This window comes from Mucilaginibacter paludis DSM 18603 (assembly GCF_000166195.2).
Classification (GTDB): Bacteria; Bacteroidota; Bacteroidia; order Sphingobacteriales; family Sphingobacteriaceae; genus Mucilaginibacter; species Mucilaginibacter paludis.
Window position 1 is genome coordinate 1,386,868 of the sequence record NZ_CM001403.1, and the last position, 21,441, is coordinate 1,408,308.

The window sequence follows — 21,441 nt, forward strand, 5'->3', positions numbered from 1 at the left end:
CTAAAAAACAATCAGATAAAACATATCGACAGCTATATTTTGTTTTTGTTGCTTATAAACCTGTCGTTAAATCAGGCTTTTCAATGCTAAACTTGGGTGAGAAAGGGGGAATAGTATTGTTTATATGTAATTTGATAAAGACCGTAAAACGTTACTATATTTACAATCGGTTGCATTAATAAAACGCTGGCCGCCCCGACACAAAACCAATTACTATCCTTATGAGACAACGTTTAATCACATTAGTCGCATTATTAATGATTTGGCTTAGCCAGCCGTGTCACGGCGAAAACGGCTATAACCTTTGGCTAAGATATAAACCAGTAAACAGCACCAGTTTAAAAACAGAATACCGTAGCTATCTTAATCAAATCTATTTTCCCTCAGAGTCCGATCGCTTAAAAGCTGCGTTGGATGAGCTTAACTTAGGCCTTAATGGATTGATTGGCATAAAACCCCAATTACTTGTGCGCGCCCAAGGCAGCTCCGTAATAGCAACAAGCAACAAAATAGGCGCGCTTAAAAAATGGGTACCCGACAGTGTGTTGAAAAAAATCGGGAACGATGGATTTGTCATCAAAACGATTAATCAGGCTGGCCGCAACGTTCTGCTTGTTACAGCTAACTCCGATCTGGGTATTTTGTACGGTACCTTTTATTTGCTAAAATTAATGCAAACAGGTAAAACACTTTCCGGTTTAGACGTTGTTGAGTACCCGAGAACAATGGTTCGCGTTTTGGACCACTGGGATAATCCCAACCGGACGGTAGAGCGCGGCTATGCGGGCTTTTCCATCTGGAACTGGCATAAACTACCCGGCTATATCGATTCGCGTTATATAGATTATGCACGCGCCAACGCTTCCGTGGGGATTAACGGTTCTGTTTTGAATAATGTGAACGCGAGTATCCAAATGCTTACGCCTGCCTACCTGGTTAAAATTAAAGCACTCGCCGATGCCTTTCGCCCTTACGGGATCAGGGTTTACCTGTCTGTTAAATTTGATAGCCCAATTGAACTTGGTGGCTTAAAAACGGCCGACCCGCTCGATCCTGAAGTTATTAAATGGTGGAAGATAAAAACCGATGAAATATACAGCTACATCCCCGATTTCGGAGGCTTCCTGGTTAAAGCCAATTCGGAGGGTCAGCCTGGGCCGCAAACCTATGGCCGCAGCCATGCCGATGGCGCCAATATGCTGGGTAACGCACTGGCGCCACACCATGGTATTGTAATGTGGCGCGCATTTGTTTATGACGACAAGGTTCCGGATGACCGAGCCAAACAGGCATATAATGAATTTAAACCATTAGACGGGCAGTTTAACGCCAACGTTATTATCCAGGTAAAAAGTGGCCCTATTGATTTCCAGCCCCGGGAGGCTTTCCATCCTCTATTTGGCGCGCTGCCTAACACATCGGTGATGCTGGAGTTGCAGCTTACGCAAGAATACCTGGGCTTTTCAACACACCTGGTTTACGAAGCTCCGCTATTTAAAGAATGTATGGATGCCGACACGTACCGCCAGGGAAAAAACAGTACCGTAGCCCGGATATTAGAAGGAGTATACAATCCCAAACTGATAACAGGGATGGCCGGTGTGGCCAACATCGGGACGGATGTGAACTGGTGCGGGCACCCTTTTGCCCAAGCCAACTGGTATGCCTTTGGCAGGCTCGCCTGGAATCCGCAGGCAAGTGCGGCGGCTATTGCTGATGATTGGTTGCGCATGACATTTAGCAGCGAAAAAGTATTTATAGACCCCATGAAGCGGGAGATGTTACAATCGCGGGAAAATACCGTGAACTACATGACACCACTCGGCTTACACCACATCATGGGTGCGAGCGGCCACTACGGCCCCGGCCCCTGGACCGACAATATGGGGCGGGCGGATTGGACAGCCGTTTATTACCATAAAGCAGATACCGCTGGTATCGGTTTTGACCGTACAAAAAGCGGTAGCAATGCCCTTGGCCAATATTCGCCAGAGGTGCAGGCCTATTTTGGCAACCTGAACACTTGCCCGGATGAATACCTGTTGTGGTTTCATCACCTCAGCTGGCAATACAAAATGCGATCGGGAAAAACCCTTTGGGAAGAAATGGTTCATCACTACTATGCAGGTGCTGATTCTGTAAAAAAAATGCAGCAAACATGGAACTCACTCCGTCCTTATGTGGATCAGGAACGTTTCAGTGAAGTACAGCAGTTAATGGCTGTACAATATGAAGAAGCCATCAGGTGGCGAAATTCATGTGTACTCTATTTTCAAACCTTTTCCAGGCAGCCGATACCTGTGGGGTATGACAGGCCGGAACATGACCTGGCCTACTACCGGTCTTTACGTTACCCCAACGTGCCCGGACAAGGAGTTAACTAATTTGATAAAACAAAAATTAATATCATGATGAAAAGAAAGTTTAAAACAGGGCGGTTAATGCTTATTGTACCGCTGCTTTGCCAGGCCGTAAATGTATTCTCTCAGGCTCCTAAACAGTATTTGTCGCAACCGCTGATCAAATCGATCTACACGGCAGACCCCTCAGTTCATGTATTCAATGGAAAAATCTACATCTACCCTTCACATGATATCAACGCGGGCATACCAGAAAATGACAACGGCGACCATTTTGCAATGAGAGATTACCATATCCTCTCCATGAACAGTATCGATGGCCCCGTTACCGACCACGGCGTAGCCCTTGACATTAAAGACATCCCCTGGGCAGGCAGGCAGCTATGGGCGCCAGACTGCGCTTATAATAACGGGACGTATTTTCTTTACTTTCCTGTAAAAGACAAAAAAGATGTGTTTCATATCGGAGTTGCAACCTCCAAAAGCCCCGTGGGACCTTTCAAGGCAGAACCGCAACCCATCAAAGGCAGTTTCAGCATTGATCCTGCCGTGTTCACCGATACCGACGGGCAATCTTATATGTATTTCGGCGGGATCTGGGGAGGCCAGCTGCAACGCTGGGCGGGTGGAAAATATAATCCAAACGGTTCCAAAACAGACCTGCAAAAAGATAATCAGCCAGCGCTGAATTGCAAGGTTGTTAAACTGAAAGCAAACATGAAGGAATTTGACGGCCCAGTTCAGGATGTTATCATACTGGATGCTGCCGGGAAACCGCTGCTCGGTAAAGATCATAACCGTCGCTTTTTCGAAGGCTCGTGGATGCACAAGTACAACGGGAAGTATTATTTCACCTATTCTACCGGGGATACCCATTTACTGGCTTACGCCATCGGCGATCGCCCTTACGGCCCCTTCCATTACAAAGGCATCTTCCTGAAACCGGTTCAGGGCTGGACTACTCACCATTCCATCGTAGAGTTTAAGGGCAAGTGGTATTTGTTTTATCATGATACGCAACTTTCGGGCAAAACGCATTTAAGAAACGTTAAGGTTACCCCTCTATACCACCAGCCTGATGGCAGCATAGCCATGATCGATCCTTTTAAACCGACTACCACAGTAAAAAAATAATTAGTGTAGTATAACAATGAACAAGCTACGCCTCGCCTACTTTATTTTAATCTTTACCATTTTTTACGCGATACCGGTAAAAGCCCAAGTACGATTGCCACAACTGATTAGTGACGGCATGGTTCTGCAACGTGATACCAAACTTAAAATATGGGGTTGGGCATCGCCAGGTGAGTCAATTACCATAAAATTTAACAACCGCAGGCTAAGTACTAAAACAAGTAGTGCAGGCCAATGGCAAGTTACGCTGCCCGAAACCAAAGCCGGTGGCCCATACCAAATGGAAATCATCGGCAGGAACCGTATTGTTTTAAAAGACATCCTCGTTGGTGATGTATGGTTTTGCTCCGGGCAATCCAACATGACGATCAAGATGGAGCGGGTTAAAGAGAAATACCCCGAGGAGATAGCTACTGCCAACTTTCCTAATATCCGGTATTTCTTTGTTCCAACCCTGGCTGATGTAGACCAGGTTCACCAGGATCTGCCGCCAGGTAGCTGGGTAAGCACAACAAAAGAACATATATTGGATATTGGCGCTGTCGCCTATTTTTTTTCTAAACAACTTTATGCCAGGTATGGTGTGCCAATCGGCATCATCAATTCGAGCGTAGGTGGTACCCCAATACAAGCATGGATTGGCGAAAACGGTATCAAAAACATTAACGACTACGCCAAACGGCTCGAGATGTTTAAAGATACCGCCTTAATGAACCGCATGGTACGGCCTGAAAGGCCCATAGGGGCAGCCACACGAACAGCCCTGGCCACGGATAAAGGCCTGGCAGGCGATGTGAAGTGGTATGACCCGGCTTATGAACCCAAAAACTGGCACAAATTCTGGCTCCCAGGGTATTGGGCCGACCAGGGTGTTAAGGATTTGAACGGCATAGTTTGGTTTAGGAAAGAAATCAACATTCCGGCCGGGATGGCTGGAAAACCCGCCAAACTTTTTCTCGGCCGGATTATCGATGCCGATGAAACTTATGTAAACGGCAAGGAAATTGGCAATATCACTTATCAGTATCCGCCACGGCGATATGAAATACCTGCAGGTTTATTAAAAGAGGGAAAAAATGTAATCACAGTGCGCATTACCAATACCTCCGGCAAGGGGGGATTTGTACCGGAGAAGCGATACGAACTTACTGACGGTAAGACAACAATAGACCTGCGTGGCGACTGGCAATACCAGGTAGGACTTGTTTATCCGCCATTCAGAGGGTTCCGGGGCGCGGGCAACGGTCCTCCATTTTCAGCCCAGAATGAACCAACAGGATTATACAACACTATGATAGCACCAGCGGTCAACTTTGCGGTGAAGGGCTTTATATGGTACCAGGGAGAAGCCAATATAGGCACCAGGAACTATGGCGAATTATTGGATACCCTGATTAACAGCTGGCGCTCCGACTGGAAGCAAGGCAACCTGCCTTTTTTAATTGTACAGCTCCCCAATTATGCGGAAGTTCAATATTCACCGTCAGAAAGTGCATGGGCAGAGATCAGGGAAGCGCAAAGGCAGGCATTAGCACTCCCGGCAACCGCCATGGCCGTAACTATTGATGTTGGAGAATGGAATGACATCCATCCACTTGATAAAAAAGATGTGGGCGAAAGGCTTGCCCTGGCAGCACAGAAGTTGGCTTATGGCGACGCTAAAAACACTTCTTCCGGCCCCCTCTTCCGCTCTGCCGAGATCCGGGGCAATCAGATTATTTTAAGCTTCGCTGATATTGGCGGCGGGTTAGCTTCCAAAGACGGGGAACCACTTAATCAATTTGCCATTTCTGGCTCCGATAAAAGGTTTGTTTGGGCCAAAGCACGGATTGAAGGCGATAAGGTTATTGTTTACAGCCCCGAAGTAGATCATCCCCAATATGTAAGGTATGCGTGGGCAGACAATCCGGAAGGCGCCAATCTTTCGAATAAAGAAGGGCTGCCCGCCTCCCCTTTCCGCACGGATAAACCCTGATTAGATACATAAAATAAGCCGATAGCTGTATGGGGAATAAAAAAGGACAGTTCAACGCTGTCCTTTTTTATTGAAGCAAGTACTTCATGCAGTTTAAGTTCATGATAGCGAAACTACCCCTCTTTGGCAATCCGGAACGAGGAAGTAACCAACACTATTAAGTTAAGGGATTTTGCACGCAAAGACGCCAAGGCGCAAGTTTTTATGTAGCGTTTCTTAGCATCTTTGCGTTACTCTTTTATAATTCATTGCAAAAGCAATCAAATTCTTAACTTAATCACATAGGAAGAAAGACATCCTAAATAAGCAACCGGGTGCCCGAAAAAAAAGGGATGACGTTCAAAAAGCATCTTAACTATGTCGTTGGGAATTTAAAACCGTCGGTCTCTGAAAGGTATTAGGTTGACAGCTTTCGCGCGCAAAAAAGCGCATAATTATAAGTAATGGACCAGGCCAACTGGAAAAAAACTGGGATGACATTTGAACCTTATAGATTACCAAGCGCAGATAGGAAAGCGGGCAAAGGCCCCGACTGCACGCCGGGCCGGGTTAGGCCTCGCGGGCGGAAGGATCGGGCAGTCTTGACTTTTTTGGTTCTTTTTGTGTCAAGACAAAAAGAACAAAGCCCTTCCCGCGGCGTTTGAGCGGGCCGATGTTGTAAATTAAGGATACTGATTATCTTAGCAAACATAGCACATTGATAATCAGTGCACCTAATATGATGCATACTTACCGCTTTTAGAAGATCCCTCCTCCCGTCGGGATGACATGATGGAGAGAAATTCAGCATAGACAATCAACAACTTAATAGCATCTCATTATAAGGGACGAAGCAATCTCACGGAGACATGCTCGCTCTGTATTGTTAACGAGTATTAATCTGCGTCAATTTTTATTAGTATTAACGAGCACCCTTCTGTCGGTTACCTTCCCTGCTCACAACGGCACTTTCTTTTACATTGGTTATCAATAACTTAATAAGACATCATTATAACCCGGCAAGTATACAATATATACCCACACCGATTGTCAATGGTTTTTTTGCGTTAATAATCAGTATTGTAATTCACAAAGTCGCCCCCCCGGTCTGTTACTTAAAATAGTACTCCGTTATATCCTCCCAGATACAGTCTATTTAACAGCGGTAAATTTATATAACAAAACGCCATGCGCTGGTACACGAAGTGGAAGTTTATCCTTCCGGCTGTCCATCACCATTACATTTTTTTGTCTCCAAACATCACGCACATTATACCGGCCTTTGATGCCGAGTTTATCAAAATCATGGAAGGATATATTGGTAATATTGAGGCCAAAATTACAAAAGCCAACCGCACGGCTGCCATCTTCCAGCTCTTTAACATAAATACGTAAATCGCCAATAGTGTGAACACATGTAGCTTGTTTGCCAAGCGGATCCTGATCGATGGCAATCACCTCATCATTAGTGAGCAAATTCATCGTAAAATCATCCAGTTTCTCCATATCGCAGCCAATAAGCAACGGCGCAGCAAAAAGACTCCATAAACTAAAATGGAGGTACTGCTCATCTGGTCTCAGTTTGCTTGGATGCGGATTGCCCCACCCTACTGTACCCACCACCAGCATATCCGGATCACTCCAGTTACCGGGCTTGGCTCCTTCGGCAGTTTTATCTTGCGCCAGCGCGATGCTCTTTACGCTTGCCCAGGTATCTGTAATATCATTCGTGGTTCTCCAGCAGGTACCACCAACGGAGTCGCCCCATTTCCAAACGTCAGACATCCCGTACTGGCAAAGGCTGTAAACGATGTCCCTTGGCTGCTGTTTAAGCGCTTCGCCCATCAGCTGGTAAGGTTTTATAGCCGTTTGCAATTGGTCGCCTCCCTTGTAAGACAAGGAAGATACCTTGTAAGGATCATTCCCGGGCATACCATCAATCACGTTCCCATAACTGCACCAATCATATTTAAGGTAATCAAACCCCCATTTAGCATAATTTTGCGCATCTGGCTTTTCGTAACCGTAACTTCCCACACAACCACCGCAGGTCCATGGGCCAGGGCTGGAATAGAGCCCGGCTTTCAATCCCAGGCTATGGATAGTATCGGCAAGGGCCTTCATATCCGGGAACCGCACATTAGGTACAATATTGCCTGCCTCATCGCGTAGCTTACCACGGAGCGAAGGATCCTTTGAATCCCTGTTGTTCTGCCAGAAATCATCAATATTGATATAGGTCCACCCGTGATTAATGAGGCCGCTTTGCACCATGGCTTTGGCTGCACGTTTTACCTTCTCGGCAGAAACCTGATCGGCAAAACAGTTCCAGCTGTTCCATCCCATCGGCGGCGTAAGTGCAATTCGCTCTCCGCATACGATACGCATTGTTTTTTTTGTTTTACCTCTGCCGTTTGTTGCAGCAAGTACAACCTGGAAAGTGCCTTTTTGGCTGAGCTGCCCGGTAATAATTCCGGTGGCAGCATCAATCTTCAGCCCAGCAGGCAATCCTGTGGCAGAAAACTTCATCGGACGATCGCCCGTGGCCGCTACCAGGAATTGGAAAGGCGAACCCGGCCGAACCCCAAAAACGCTGGCACTATTGATTTTAGGCGAAGGAGAAGGCGGCGGGGTAAGAATATATGGTGTTCTTGGTACCGGACTAATTGTCGCCAATGCATTTCCTCCGTTGGTTTCAAATTTAGCGTCAGCCCAGTCGGCATGGTCGTAGTAATTACCATTGCCACCATCGGTAACCACAAGTTCGAGCCTTTTAACGCCGATTAACGGCACTTTACATGATTTTGCCTGATCACCTAAACGCATCACACCACTTGACCATAGATTTTTGCCATCGCCTACCAGCACAAACTCAACCGCCGGCTGATGTTCTTTCACCTCATCGTCAATCCCAACCTGCGCCACAAATCCAGTTGCTTTACCATCCAGTTGAATAAGCAATGAACTTTCTGCATGGGTACCGAAGCCCCTTTCAAAGGTTTTGCCAGCAATGGTAAGGGTATGCCCTTCCACCGAACGATTTTTTTTGGGAACACCGTAGCCTTGCGTGGCAACGCTCAAATCTAATTGATCGAGCCATACGGTACGGGTTGGCGGCTGTGCTATGCAGGGATGGATTAAACCGCCCATAAGCACAGCAGCAATAGTTAATTTGATAGCGTTAGTCATTTGCAACAAGGTTTAAAAATGGGAGACCATTTATAACGATAGATAAATTATTTCTCCGGCCAAAATAGGAAGTTTTTTTTCCATACACTGCTTTTTAAACATTTGTAGTATAATTCTGTCAGAATTTAATGGCTCAATTTTCTGCCAGGGGATAAAAATCTAACGAATGCGACAAACAAGCGTGATCACCGTCGTCTAAATTCAGCCCAATAACTTTTGTTTTTAGCAGCCTCAATTTTTTGCGACTGCTAAAAACAAATAACAATATCCGATCAAATCAGCGTTTAGCGCTAATAAAATATTTGAAACCGTAAGGATTAGTTCTACAAAAACAGGCTATCACACATCAAACTTCCAGCTGTTTAAAACCGGGATAGCGTGATGGGCCGTCAGGTCAAACTGAACAGGGACGATGGAAACATAATGATTTTCAAGTGCCCAAACATCAGTATCTTCTCCCAGGTCGTTATTTTGAAACACGCCTGTTAACCAGTAATAATTACGCTTATAAGGGTCAAGGCGTTCATCAAACTCTTCGGCCCATTTGGCGTTGGCCTGGCGGCATATTTTTATGCCTTTAATATGCGCAGTATTTGGGAAGTTTACATTGAGCAGGGTTGCAGTTGGCAAACCGTTTTGCAAAACCATTAAGGCAATTTGTTTAATAAACTTTTCGCAATGGCTAAAATCGGCATCAAGCGTATAGTCGTCAAGTGAAAAGCCGATGGAAGGGATACTTTCGATAGCGCCTTCAACCGCGGCAGACATCGTACCCGAGTACAGTACGTTAATGGAGTTATTTAGACCATGGTTAATGCCCGATACACACAGGTCGGGCTTTTTACCCTTAAATATTTTGGTAACGGCCAGCTTTACACAGTCAACAGGCGTGCCCGAGCAGCGGTACATTTCAATGCCTTCGTAAATATCAACTTTATCCAAACGCAAGGGTTTACCAATGGTAATGGCATGGCCCATGCCTGATTGTGGACTATCCGGAGCTACAACCACTACGTTGCCAATCTGCTTCATTACATCCATCAGCGCCTTAATTCCGGGCGCGGTTATGCCGTCGTCGTTTACTACAAGTATGGTAGGTTTCATATCGGCACTAAGGTAGGAATTTTATAAATGCCTTACCTCATATCAACTATAGTTGCGCCTTTAGCCCTGCTAAAAACCAATTGCCAATATCATTTTAGCCGGCAAAATACAGCGTGCTGCGCCACCAGCGTGTTATTTAGCTGTATCCATGCAACAGAAAAGGGACACGCTAAAAATTGAACAAGCCGCCAGGGTAAGGGGCGACTTGTTCATCAATAATATCAAATCAATACAGATTATTTTCCTTTTACCGAGGCTGTTTCTTTCCTCTCGAAATAAGCCTTAGCTTGTTTGTTATCAGCATAAGCATCCTTTGCCTTCGCAAAATTTTCGGCAGCTTTGGCATCGTCCTTTTCTTTAAACTCAAAGTACGACCCTAAGTAGGCGTAGGCTTCGGCAATATTCTTTTTAACTCTTTCGTCGGCCGCCGGTGTAGCAGTTGCAAGCGTTATGTACTGCTCGTAAAAAGGTTTGGCAAAACCTTGTAAGTTATTTCTGTTGGGTTCTTCCATATCTTTGAGCCTTGCACGGTACAAAAACACATCAGGATAGGGCTTTGAGCTTGTTTTTTGTTGAACATAGCTAAATGCCGAATCGGCTTTGGTTAGCAAAGTTGAATCTGGCCGGGCTGCTCCGGGCTTTTGGCCGCTATTGTAGTACTGATCGCTGTAGCCAAAATAATAGCTCATCCCTTCGCGAAAGTAATCGCCCAATTTGGGCTGCTTTGAGCTTGCAATGTATTTTTGATAAGCATCGCCAGCCTGCACATACTTTTGTTTTGTATAATATACGCGGGCAATTTCGGCATAAACCTCGGTGTTAGTGCTATCTAATTCAAGCGCTTTTTTTAAACTGATGATACCCAGCGAATCCAGGTTATTGTTTAATTGCAGGCGGCCCAGGTATAAATAATCGCGTGGAATGATCCGTTTTGCCTCCGCCTCTTTCATAAATTTGTTAATCGCTTCTAAACCGGCGGGGTAGTTTTTATTTTCAAAGGCCGAATAGGCAAGGTAACGGTAGATTCTTAAATTTGATTTGCTGGACTGAGCAAGCTGGTTAGCTACCTGCTCCAGCGCCTTATAATCACCGGCTTGTATTAAAAAATCGGCGTAACGCATTTTTGATTCTGCCGATTGATCAGTAAAATCAAGATACTTTTTATAATAATCCGCCCCTTCCTTAACCTTGGCCGAAGCCATCTTCGGATCCATCTTTGCCCATAACAAATCTGTTTCTGCCAGTCCGCGATAAGCAGGCCCATAATTAGGGTTTATAGTCAGGGCATCTTTAAATTTCTGGGTGGCATCCTCAAAGTTATGCGCTTGTTTCCATAATATTCCGATAGCAACATAAGTACCGGCGGCTTTGGCATCTAAACTTTGCGCCTGTGCATAGTTTAAATAAGCGTGGTTATTATCTGCTTTACCGCGATAAGCATCGCCCAGTGTCATAAAATACTCCGGATCTTTGGTGCCGAAGGCAGCAGCTTTTTCTAACGTTGCCAAAGCGGCATCGGCATCCGGCTTTGGCTCGGACAAATAAGTTTTAGCCATAAAAATATACGGCTTATCGTTTTTCCCGGTTAAGGGCAGGGCCTTAGTAAAGTTAGCCTGCAAGTTGGCTGCATCATTATCGGCTTTGGCCGCCGCACCCAAACCTATATAATTAAGGGCCGATTTAGGGTTGATACCCAAGCCTTTGTTAAAAGCCATTTTGGCCGAATCGGGATAATCCTGCTGTAAATATACCCAGCCTAAATAAAAACAATCTTCGTCGGTAGGTTTGGCGCCCTGCGTAAGTTTGGTTAATAGCATTTTGGCCTTTTGATATTGTTCAGCGTCGATAGCGGTTTGAGCTTCGGTTAAACTCTGCGCAAAAGTATTGGATAGCGAAATCACAGATAAAGCTGATGCCGCTGCAAGTGGAATAAAGAGTTTCATAACTTTAATTGGGGGATTATGATATGATGACTAAAAACAAAACATGGTGCTCCCCGATGAAGAGCGATAACATTTAAAAATTAAAAAGATATTAATGCCGGGGATATTAGTCCCGCGGAGCAGCATCGTCAAACTAATTTGAAGCAATGCCCGTTTTTTGCAAAAACTCCCTTAATACAAATAAACTATTGGTGAGGGGGCAGGGCAATTTATTGTCAGATCCGGAAAGTGCGAAAACTGATATAACAATATTGTAAATTATAGAATGGATACCGCCGCCAGACGAGTGTTTTAAGCATCAGCAGGAAACCGCATCCCGAAAAAATCAACAGTAAACATACAGGCCACATTGGATAAGACTGAAAATGCTTGGCATCCAGTGTTGATTTATCTATAATTTGAACAAAATTAGTACTGTGCAGATTAGAATAACTTTTTATCAAATCTGATTGCGACGAAAAAACAGTCAGCTGAGCAGGAGATGTAAGCTTTGGCACAAAAAATAAATTTGCGAGCGTACAAAACAAATAACCCGCTAAAAAAACCATCGCGAGGGAATTAGAAAGGGAACCTGAGTTGTTTTTCTGCATTATAATTACTAATACAATAAATTTACTGGGCTAAAATTAAATAAAATATTCTAACGTGTCAATAATTTTATCTAAAACGTAAATTTTTAACAAGAAATTAACTAAACGCATAATACACACTAACTAAAAAGCATCACGAGGCAGAAATAATCAGTTTTTAATTTTTATTCGTTAGAAAAAGACGAACTAAACATTAAAAAAAAGCAAAAATTCAGAATTCAACAGAAAACCCCCAATAATTTAAAGTAAAAATTTAATCTTGATGAGATTGCATAAACGCCTGCTCCAAGCCAGATCATGGGTGTAGCAGATTAACGAAAGAGCAAATGTTTTCCAGGAGAATTTACCCTGATTTTTTCCGGAAAGCGCATTAAAGAAATGAGGCGGCCTCATTAAAGAATTATTTTACCGTTGGCAAACATAAAGCGTACCGTAGATATTGTTGATTATAATTCAAATTTTGCCGCGTAGATTGATTGGGAGACTTAGGCATAACCGACATTTTATCACCCGCACAACACACCATCAAAAAAGCAATTAACAAAAAAGGCCGGATGAAACCGACCTTTTTTGTTAATTGTACCGTAGTATTTACAAACTATTGATCCATTTCACCAGCTCATCGCGGCCTTTGCCGGTTTTTTGCTGTAACTTGCCCAATAGCTCATCATCTTTTCCTTCTTCGTGGGTCAGGTCATCTTCGGTTAAATCGCCATACGCTTGTTTAACTTTTCCCTTAATCTCGTTCCACTTGCCTTTTATTTCTAACTTATCCATGATATTTATATTTTTATTTAGATGTATAAGGATAACAAGGCAGCATCAATTTGGTTTGAAAATAATGACGCTCTGTATCAAATAATTTATAATAAACTGCCGCTTTTAAGTAAATTTATTTTTAGCTAATTTGGTGTAATGCCTACCACTGAAAAGAAAAAATATACAGATCAGGACTATACGATACTGGAAGAAGGTTCTCCTTTTCAGTTAATTCATTACGATTTAATTATTTCTCCGTCTCCGGGTTTATTACATCAGCGTATACTGGTCAGGCTTGCCAACATTATTGCTTTCTTTTCGGCTATAGAAAACTCGGGAGAATGGTTTTACGCGCCTACGGATGTAAGGTTTGATGACGGTAATATTTATCAGCCAGATATTTTATTCATATCCGAGGAAAGAAGAGCAGAGATCATCAAAGACAGAATCGAAGGCGCACCGGATCTGGTAATTGAAATTTTATCTCCGTCTAACGCGTATTATGATCTCCGTCAGAAAAAAGACATCTACGAGAAATATGGTGTAAAGGAGTACATCATATTTGACCCGATGCAAGAAAACGCTGATGTGTATGTGTTGGAGAATGGCATTTTTGTACTCAAACAAAAGGCTGGTAAAACAGAGCAGCTCACATCTGTACTACTACCAGGCCTAATTTTCGGCCTGGAAAAGATATTCATATAAAGAGCCTCCGCCACGGTAAAAAACCTTTTTTAAAATACGGCAAGCACTAATTGCGAGTCATTGCAGTATGGCCATAGGGATATGGCAATCACACTTATGGCTGATTATACCAAAACATATCCAGCCACAACTATCTTTTAAAATACACTTGTGGCTGATTATAAAATTTCATAATCAGCCACAAGTATGTATATTTGTATGGTTATGGCTGATTATACCAAAACATATCCAGCCACAACTACCATCAAACACCTTGAACTTTAAATAAAGCCACCTATAATGAAAGAAATTATTGGCAGGATAGAAGAAAAGAAAATTCTCGAACAGACCTTAAAATCAAATGAAGCGCAATTACTTGCTGTTTATGGCCGCAGGCGTGTAGGCAAAACCTACCTGATCAGAGAATCGTACCGCAAACACATCATCTTCGAATTTTCTGGCGTGCACAACGCAACTTTAAAGGATCAGCTAAGCAATTTCAGAAATACCCTGGCAGAATTAATGAGGTTACCCATTCCACCTGCAATCCCTTCAGGCTGGACAGAAGCATTCCAAATGCTTAAAAACTATGCAGAGCCTTTGCTGAATGCAAATAAAGGCATCATCTTTCTGGACGAATTCCCTTGGTTAAGCTCAGCTAAATCGGGCTTTCTGCCTGCGTTCGAGTTTTTTTGGAATTCCTGGGGCACCAAGCAAAATAACCTGATTTTCGTTATCTGTGGCTCTGCGGCTTCCTGGATGATACAAAAAGTAGTAAACAATAAAGGAGGATTACATAACAGGATCACTAAAAAGATCAGGCTACTGCCATTTACCCTGGCGGAAACCGCCGAATATTTAAAGTATAACCATGTTAACCTGGACCATTATCAGATCGTACAGTTATATATGGCCTTAGGCGGCATTCCACAATACCTGAAAGAGATTTTACCCGGACAAAGTGCCGCACAGAATATTGACAGGATTTGCTTTACAAAAGACGGCGCTTTACAAAACGAGTTTAACAACCTTTATCAATCTTTATTTGCTGAAGCAGATAAGCATATCGCGATTGTAAGAGCGCTTTCCGCTAAACATGCGGGCTTAACACGAAAAGAAATCATCAAAACCTGCGGGCTTTCTACCGGTGGTACAGCATCTTTGCTTTTGGAAGAATTAACAGAATCAGGCTTTATTTCTGCCTATCTGCCGTTTGAAAAAAACTCACGGGACAGCATCTATAAACTGTCTGATGAATACTCAAGGTTCTATCTTAAATTTATCGACAGCAACCGGGCATCGGGAGCGGGTACATGGCTTAAATTATCTGCGGCGCCTGCATGGCGAAGCTGGAGCGGCACTGCATTTGAAAGTGTATGCTTAAAACATACCAAAGAAATTAAAGCAGCCTTAGGCATTGCCGGAGTTTATACGGAGGAATCGGTATGGCGGTATGTTCCGGGTAACGATCAACCTGGCGCCCAGATCGACCTGCTTTTCGACCGGCAGGATTTTTGCATCAGTATATGCGAAATGAAGTTTTCAAACTCAACTTTCACTATAGATAAGGCCTATGCAACTGAGCTGCAGCGCAAGCAGGACGTGTTCAGAAACAAAACCAAAACTTCAAAAACAATATTCATGGTGATGATCTCCACTTTTGGAACAACAGATAATAGCTACAAAACCAGTTTGATACAAAATGATATTAAGGTAGAGGCGCTGTTTAAATAACACAAATTAAGAAATACTTAAATCCCGAGCTTGATTTTTCAGATTGGATCATTAATAAATCAGACTTCGGGTTAAGTGGCAATTTCTTATTCCGGCAAAAACGTTTTGGTTACCTCGATCAGCCCGATGATATGATCATTAAACTCTTCCAGCTCTTCTGCCGGAACCCAGAGTTCGTTATGAATTACTCCACCTACATTTTGCACCTCAAATTTTTTAAGATAGCTGCTTGATACGGCAAAGCGGGTTACAAAGCCGGAGCCCCATGCAGGCACATTCCAATCCCTTGCAATCTGGATGGCATATTCCTCGTTCATAACCGGATAAAAAATGGGTTGCTGGGCCAACCGTTTCGGGAACCGACGGTAACCCGACTGCTCTATCAGCGCCAGTTCTTCCGGGCCAACGGGTCTATACAGTGTGGGTTGTTTCCGGGATCATCGCCTCAGGTATGTTTTTATAGATAACAAGCTTTGTCAACTTCTAAAAAGTTGACAAAGCTGAAAAGGACAATGATTACAAGGCCCCGGATTTAATTTCTTCTACCACGCCCGGATCAAGCAAGGTTGATGTATCGCCCAGGTTTGATGTTTCGCCTTCGGCTATCTTTCTCAATATCCTGCGCATAATTTTACCCGAACGCGTTTTGGGCAAGCCACTTACAAATTGAATTTTATCTGGCCTGGCAATTGCGCCAATAATGCGCGATACTGTCATCATAATATCCTTGCGGGTTAGCTCTTCGCTTTCGTGCTTGTTAGGGCTCACCACAAAGGCGTACACGCCCTGGCCCTTAATATCGTGCGGGTATCCAACCACGGCAGATTCTACCACGCTCGAGTGCATATTAATGGCGTTCTCTACTTCGGCGGTACCTATCCGGTGGCCGGAAACATTCAGCACATCATCAACACGGCCGGTAATGCGGTAATAGCCATCCTCATCGCGTAAGCAACCATCTCCTGTAAAATACAGGTCGGGATAAGTAGCAAAGTAGGTTGTACGGCAGCGCTCATGGTCGCCATAAGTAGTGCGCAGCATGCCGGGCCACGGAAACTTAATACATAAATTACCGCTCACGCCGTTACCTATAATCTCTTTCCCGTTTTCATCAACCAATATCGGCTGTACTCCGGGCAAGGGTAATGTAGCATACCCCGGCTTGGTTGGCGTTACGTTAGATATAGGCGATATCATTAACCCGCCGGTTTCAGTTTGCCACCAGGTATCTACTATGGGGCATTGCCCGTGGCCAATTTTTTCGTCAAACCAATGCCATGCTTCTTCATTAATGGGTTCACCTACCGAGCCCAGCTTTTTCAATGAGCTCAGATCTTTGCCTTTTAGCATATCATCGCCAAAACTCATTAACGAGCGGATGGCCGTTGGCGCTGTGTATAAGATGTTCACTTTATACTCCTGAACAATATCCCAGAAGCGGCCAGCATCCGGCCAGGTAGGTATACCTTCAAACATCAGCGTAGTTGCCCCTTGCGACAGCGGCCCGTAAACAATATAAGAGTGCCCGGTTATCCAGCCTATATCGGCGGTACAAAAATACACCTCGCCCGGCTCATATTGAAACACGTTGGCAAAGGTATAGCCGGTATAAACCATATAACCGCCGCAGGTATGCACCACGCCTTTAGGCTTACCGGTTGAGCCGGATGTATACAGGATGAACAGCATATCCTCGGCATCCATTTCTACGGCGGGGCAATCGGGGTTACCTTGTGTTTCTACTTTCTTAACTTCATCTTCCCACCAAACATCACGGCCCTTAATCATAGATACACCGGTATGGCTGCGGGTTAAAACAATTACCCGCTTAACAGACGGGCAACGCACCAAGGCATCATCAATAACCGATTTCAGCGGAACTTCTTTTATTCCACGATAGCTACCGTCGGCAGTAATTACCACTTCGCACTGCGCATCGATAATCCTGTCGGCAATGGATTGGGCCGAAAAACCGCCAAACACCACCGAGTGGATAGCACCTAAACGCGCACAGGCCAAAACCGCTATAGCCAGTTCGGGCACCATAGGCATATAAACACATACCCTGTCGCCTTTTTTTACGCCGTTATTTTTAAGCACATTGGCAAACTGGCAAACTTTGTCGTGTAATTGCTTATACGTTAATATGCGGTGATCTTCATTAGGGTCGTTAGGCTCCCAGATAATGGCGGGGGTATCGCCTTTTTCTTCCAGGTGCCTGTCTAAGCAGTTTTCGGTAATGTTCAGCTTTGCGCCCTGGAACCATTTGATGCTTGGCTCTTTAAAATTCCACTCCAGGGCTTTGTCCCATTTTTTGCGCCACAAAAAGTTATCAGCTATACCTTCCCAAAATTGTTCGGGTTGTTCAACACTTTGCTGGTATACTTGCTTGTACTCTTCAAACGATGCTATTTTTAGATTCATTTTGATATAGGTATATTTGGAGGGCGTTAAAATACAATTTATACCCTAAAATTAGCCCAAAAAAATTCATTAAAAAGAATTTGAAAATATTTACTGCAGGGTATTGAATATTTGACTTAGAATCCTGATATTTGCAAACTCTTTTTACAGAAGGGGTTTATTAAAAAAATTGATCAATCATGTCAAGAATTTGTGATTTAACAGGCAAGGGCTCAATGAATGGGTTCAACGTTTCTAACTCAAACGTTAAAACGAAACGTAGATTTTATCCTAACCTGCAAACAAAAAAGTTTTACATACCAGAAGAAGATAAATGGATCACTTTAAAAGTATCCACTGCTGCTATTAAAACTATCAGCAAGAACGGTATAACTGCTTGCATCAATAAATTTGTAAAAAAAGGATACATATAACAGTACGTTATTTGTTATTGGGTTACTGAGTTATTTTTGAACTCGGTTTGGCTTAATAACTAAATAACCCTATAACTCAATAACCAACAAGGCAATGGCAAAAAAAGGCAGCAGAGTTCAGGTAATATTAGAGTGTACAGAACATAAAACCAGCGGTATGCCTGGTATGTCTCGTTACATCACTACCAAGAACAAGAAAAATACAACTGAGCGTTTAGAATTAAAAAAATTCAACCCGGTTTTACGTAAAGTTACTGTTCATAAAGAGATTAAGTAATTTTAGTTTAGTTAACAAGTTATTAGGTTACTAAGTTATTGCGCAAAGCATAACGGCTCTTAATAACTCAATAACAAATAACATAACAACTAAAAAAATAAAACAATGGCAAAGAAAGTAGTTGCAACCCTGAACACTGGTAAGGGTAAAGAATATTCAAAAGTGATCACAATGGCTAAATCACCAAAAACTGGTGCTTATTCATTCAAAGAAGTAATTGTACATAACGATGGCGTTAAAGATGCAATTATTGCAGGTCAAAAAGGTCAGTAATTTTTTATAACCAAAATACAAAAGCCGTTCCGTTTATAACCGGAAGGGCTTTTTTTGTTAATTAGAATTTTAATGGGATTATTCGATTTTTTTAAGAAAAAGGAGAGCACCCCGCAGGAGCAGGCAGCGCTGGATACTGGTTTAGAAAAAACCAAGGAAAACTTCTTTTCAAAGATAACCAAAGCCGTTGCCGGCAAAACCACCGTTGATGACGACGTGCTGGATGAACTGGAAGAGATCCTGGTTACATCAGACGTTGGGGTTACCACTACCCTGAAAATTATCGACCGGATACAGGCTCGTGTTGCCCGCGACAAGTACTTAGGCACATCCGAGCTGAACAATTTGCTCCGCGACGAAATTCAGCAATTATTAGCCGAAAACAACAGCAACGATTTTCAGAACTTTGAATACGGCCAACACAAACCTTATGTAATTATGGTGGTTGGCGTTAACGGCGTAGGTAAAACTACCACCATTGGCAAACTGGCCCATAAATTAAAACAAGCTGGCAACCAAGTAGTACTGGGAGCTGCCGATACGTTTAGGGCCGCCGCTGTTGACCAGATTAAGCTTTGGGGCGAGCGTGTTGGCGTACGCGTGGTGGCGCAACCGATGGGGTCTGACCCGGCTTCGGTAGCATTTGATACCTTAAAATCTGCCGTGGCCAATAACGATGATGTAGTCATTATCGATACCGCCGGACGCTTACATAACAAGGTGAACCTGATGAACGAGCTTACTAAAATTAAAAACGTAATGCTCAAGGTGATACCCGATGCCCCACACGAAATATTACTGGTATTAGATGCCTCAACCGGCCAGAATGCCATTGAGCAATGCAAGCAATTTACCCAGGCTACCGATGTTAATGCGCTTGCCCTCACCAAGCTTGACGGCACAGCCAAAGGCGGCGTAGTGATTGGAATCTCAGACCAGTTTAAGATCCCGGTAAAGTACATCGGTGTTGGCGAGGCGATGAATGATCTGCAATTATTTGATAGAAAGGGATTTGTAGATAGCTTGTTTAAACAGTAAAAAAAAACCTTATCGTCATTGCGAGGAGGAACGACGAAGCAATCTCTAAACTGTACAGGGCGAAGTTGCGTGGCCGCTCTTCTTAAGTAGAGATTGCTTCGTTACCTCGCAATGACGCCGGATGAAGAAAAGTAGAACATCCGTATAGTATAAGGTTACCACTCTATCGGCCGCGATGGCATAGTAAAAGAAAGATTCATGAAGACGAAGAATATAATCCAGCCATTTCCTATCAAGAAACCACGCGTAAACGTAGTTACCCTGGGTTGCTCCAAAAACACGTACGACTCTGAGATATTAATGGGCCAGCTACGTGGCAACAGCTTTGATGTGGTACACGAGAGTGGCGAGCTTGCCAGCGATGATATTATTGTGATTAACACCTGTGGTTTTATTGATAATGCCAAGCAGGAATCAATAGATACCATTTTGCAATACAGTGAGCTGAAGGAACAGGGCAAGGTAGGCAAGGTAATTGTAACCGGCTGCCTGTCCGAACGCTACAAACCCGAGCTGGAAGCCGAAATAACCAATGTTGATGCTTACTTTGGCACCAACGACCTGCAAAATTTACTGCAAAGTGTTGGCGCTAATTATAAATACGAGTTATTGGGAGAGCGCTTGCTAACCACGCCCTCGCACTTTGCTTATTTTAAAATATCCGAGGGTTGTAACCGCCCCTGCTCTTTTTGCGCCATCCCGCTGATGCGCGGCAAACATCTTTCTACTCCAATGGAGCAATTGGTGAAGGACGCCGAAAACTTAGCCAGAAATGGCACCAAAGAGCTGGTTGTTATAGCGCAGGACCTCACCTACTACGGCCTCGACCTTTACGGCAAACGTAACCTTGACGAATTGCTCAGGCGATTATCGGATGTGAATGGTATTGAGTGGATCCGCTTGCAATACGCCTACCCTTCGGGCTTCCCTATGGAGGTTCTGGATGTGATGAACGAGCGCTCCAACATCTGCAACTACATGGATATGCCTTTGCAGCACATCAGCGATAATATGCTGAAATCGATGCGCCGCGGTATCACCAAGCAAAAAACCATCGACATCGTTAACGCTATCCGCGATAAGGTGCCCGATATCGCTTTCCGCACCACGCTCATAACCGGTTACCCTGGAGAAACGCAGCAGGACTTTGAAGAAATGATGGATTGGGTGGAAGAAACCCGGTTTGACCGCCTGGGATGCTTCACCTACTCGCACGAAGAAAAAACACATGCGCATCAATTGGTGGATGATGTACCCGATGAGGTAAAACAGGAACGCGCCGATGCCATTATGGAAATTCAGCAAGGTATTTCTTTTGATAAAAACCAGGAACGGATTGGCCATACCTACAAAGTGCTGATCGATAAAAAAGAGGGTGACTACTTTGTTGGCCGCACCGAATTTGATTCGCCGGAGGTAGACAACGAGGTTTTAATTGATGCGAGCAAACATTATGCAACCGTGGGCAGCTTTGTAAACGTAAAGATTGATAATGCCGAGGACTTTGATCTTTATGGACAAATTGTAAAATAATTGATCCGGTAAGGCTAATTTATTTTTTGCTT

At 43.8% G+C, this 21,441-nt stretch carries 16 protein-coding genes; 10 read left to right on the plus strand and 6 right to left on the minus strand.

The window, feature by feature from the left end; translation table 11 throughout:
• The first annotated feature begins 221 nt into the window (after positions 1-221).
• Genes MUCPA_RS05805 through MUCPA_RS05815 form a run of 3 tightly spaced genes read left to right on the plus strand, consistent with a single transcriptional unit; the run spans position 222 to position 5,469 of the window.
• Complete coding sequence (locus MUCPA_RS05805; protein ID WP_040625742.1) at positions 222-2,384, plus strand: alpha-glucuronidase family glycosyl hydrolase; 2,163 nt, start codon at positions 222-224, stop codon at positions 2,382-2,384.
• 24 nt (positions 2,385-2,408) lie between these two features.
• Positions 2,409-3,494, plus strand: a complete 1,086-nt coding sequence (locus MUCPA_RS05810) for a glycoside hydrolase family 43 protein (RefSeq protein ID WP_169316157.1) — start codon at positions 2,409-2,411, stop codon at positions 3,492-3,494.
• 16 nt (positions 3,495-3,510) lie between these two features.
• The gene (locus MUCPA_RS05815) at positions 3,511-5,469 is read left to right on the plus strand and encodes a sialate O-acetylesterase (RefSeq protein ID WP_008505029.1); all 1,959 of its coding nucleotides are present in this window, start codon (positions 3,511-3,513) and stop codon (positions 5,467-5,469) included.
• A gap of 1,131 nt (positions 5,470-6,600) precedes the next feature.
• On the opposite strand, the gene MUCPA_RS05820 is transcribed toward MUCPA_RS05815, so the two are convergent.
• The 4 genes from MUCPA_RS05820 to MUCPA_RS05840 form a co-directional block, all read right to left on the minus strand.
• A complete protein-coding gene (locus tag MUCPA_RS05820; RefSeq protein ID WP_008505031.1) occupies positions 6,601-8,637 on the minus strand; it encodes an NPCBM/NEW2 domain-containing protein in 2,037 nt (678 codons plus the stop codon).
• A gap of 339 nt (positions 8,638-8,976) precedes the next feature.
• On the minus strand, positions 8,977-9,741 hold the full coding sequence (gene surE / locus MUCPA_RS05825) for a 5'/3'-nucleotidase SurE (RefSeq protein WP_008505033.1): 765 nt from the start codon (positions 9,739-9,741) through the stop codon (positions 8,977-8,979).
• Between the two features lie 236 nt (positions 9,742-9,977).
• Complete coding sequence (locus MUCPA_RS05830; protein WP_008505034.1) at positions 9,978-11,684, minus strand: tetratricopeptide repeat protein; 1,707 nt, start codon at positions 11,682-11,684, stop codon at positions 9,978-9,980.
• A 1,181-nt stretch (positions 11,685-12,865) separates the two neighbouring features.
• Entirely contained in the window at positions 12,866-13,051 is a 186-nt protein-coding gene (locus tag MUCPA_RS05840; protein WP_008505035.1) for a CsbD family protein, read from the minus strand.
• Positions 13,052-13,189: 138 nt separating this feature from the next.
• Here MUCPA_RS05840 and MUCPA_RS05845 point away from each other — a divergent pair, with 138 nt between their 5' ends.
• Together MUCPA_RS05845 and MUCPA_RS05850 are read left to right on the plus strand one after the other, a co-directional pair.
• Positions 13,190-13,738, plus strand: coding sequence for a Uma2 family endonuclease (locus tag MUCPA_RS05845; RefSeq protein WP_008505037.1), 549 nt, complete (start codon positions 13,190-13,192; stop codon positions 13,736-13,738).
• A 279-nt stretch (positions 13,739-14,017) separates the two neighbouring features.
• A complete protein-coding gene (locus MUCPA_RS05850) occupies positions 14,018-15,451 on the plus strand; it encodes an AAA family ATPase (protein ID WP_008505038.1) in 1,434 nt (477 codons plus the stop codon).
• Positions 15,452-15,537: 86 nt separating this feature from the next.
• Here the strand turns inward: MUCPA_RS05850 and MUCPA_RS05855 are convergent, their stop codons facing one another.
• Positions 15,538-15,768, minus strand: a complete 231-nt coding sequence (locus MUCPA_RS05855; RefSeq protein WP_217220424.1) for a hypothetical protein — start codon at positions 15,766-15,768, stop codon at positions 15,538-15,540.
• Between the two features lie 199 nt (positions 15,769-15,967).
• Complete coding sequence (gene acs, locus MUCPA_RS05860; protein ID WP_008505039.1) at positions 15,968-17,875, minus strand: acetate--CoA ligase; 1,908 nt, start codon at positions 17,873-17,875, stop codon at positions 15,968-15,970.
• Positions 17,876-18,054: 179 nt separating this feature from the next.
• Between acs and rpmB the strand changes: the two genes are divergently transcribed.
• The 5 genes from rpmB (at position 18,055) to rimO (ending at position 21,409) form a co-directional block, all read left to right on the plus strand.
• Positions 18,055-18,288, plus strand: coding sequence for a 50S ribosomal protein L28 (gene rpmB, locus MUCPA_RS05865; protein WP_008505040.1), 234 nt, complete (start codon positions 18,055-18,057; stop codon positions 18,286-18,288).
• 94 nt (positions 18,289-18,382) lie between these two features.
• On the plus strand, positions 18,383-18,565 hold the full coding sequence (gene rpmG, locus MUCPA_RS05870) for a 50S ribosomal protein L33 (protein ID WP_008505041.1): 183 nt from the start codon (positions 18,383-18,385) through the stop codon (positions 18,563-18,565).
• Positions 18,566-18,670: 105 nt separating this feature from the next.
• Positions 18,671-18,838 carry a DUF4295 domain-containing protein gene (locus MUCPA_RS36855; protein ID WP_008505042.1) on the plus strand — a complete coding sequence of 56 codons (168 nt, stop codon included), beginning with the start codon at positions 18,671-18,673 and terminating at the stop codon, positions 18,836-18,838.
• A gap of 72 nt (positions 18,839-18,910) precedes the next feature.
• Complete coding sequence (ftsY, locus tag MUCPA_RS05875) at positions 18,911-19,876, plus strand: signal recognition particle-docking protein FtsY (RefSeq protein ID WP_008505043.1); 966 nt, start codon at positions 18,911-18,913, stop codon at positions 19,874-19,876.
• Positions 19,877-20,074: 198 nt separating this feature from the next.
• Positions 20,075-21,409 carry a 30S ribosomal protein S12 methylthiotransferase RimO gene (gene rimO / locus MUCPA_RS05880; RefSeq protein ID WP_008505044.1) on the plus strand — a complete coding sequence of 445 codons (1,335 nt, stop codon included), beginning with the start codon at positions 20,075-20,077 and terminating at the stop codon, positions 21,407-21,409.
• The last annotated feature ends 32 nt before the right edge of the window (positions 21,410-21,441 follow it).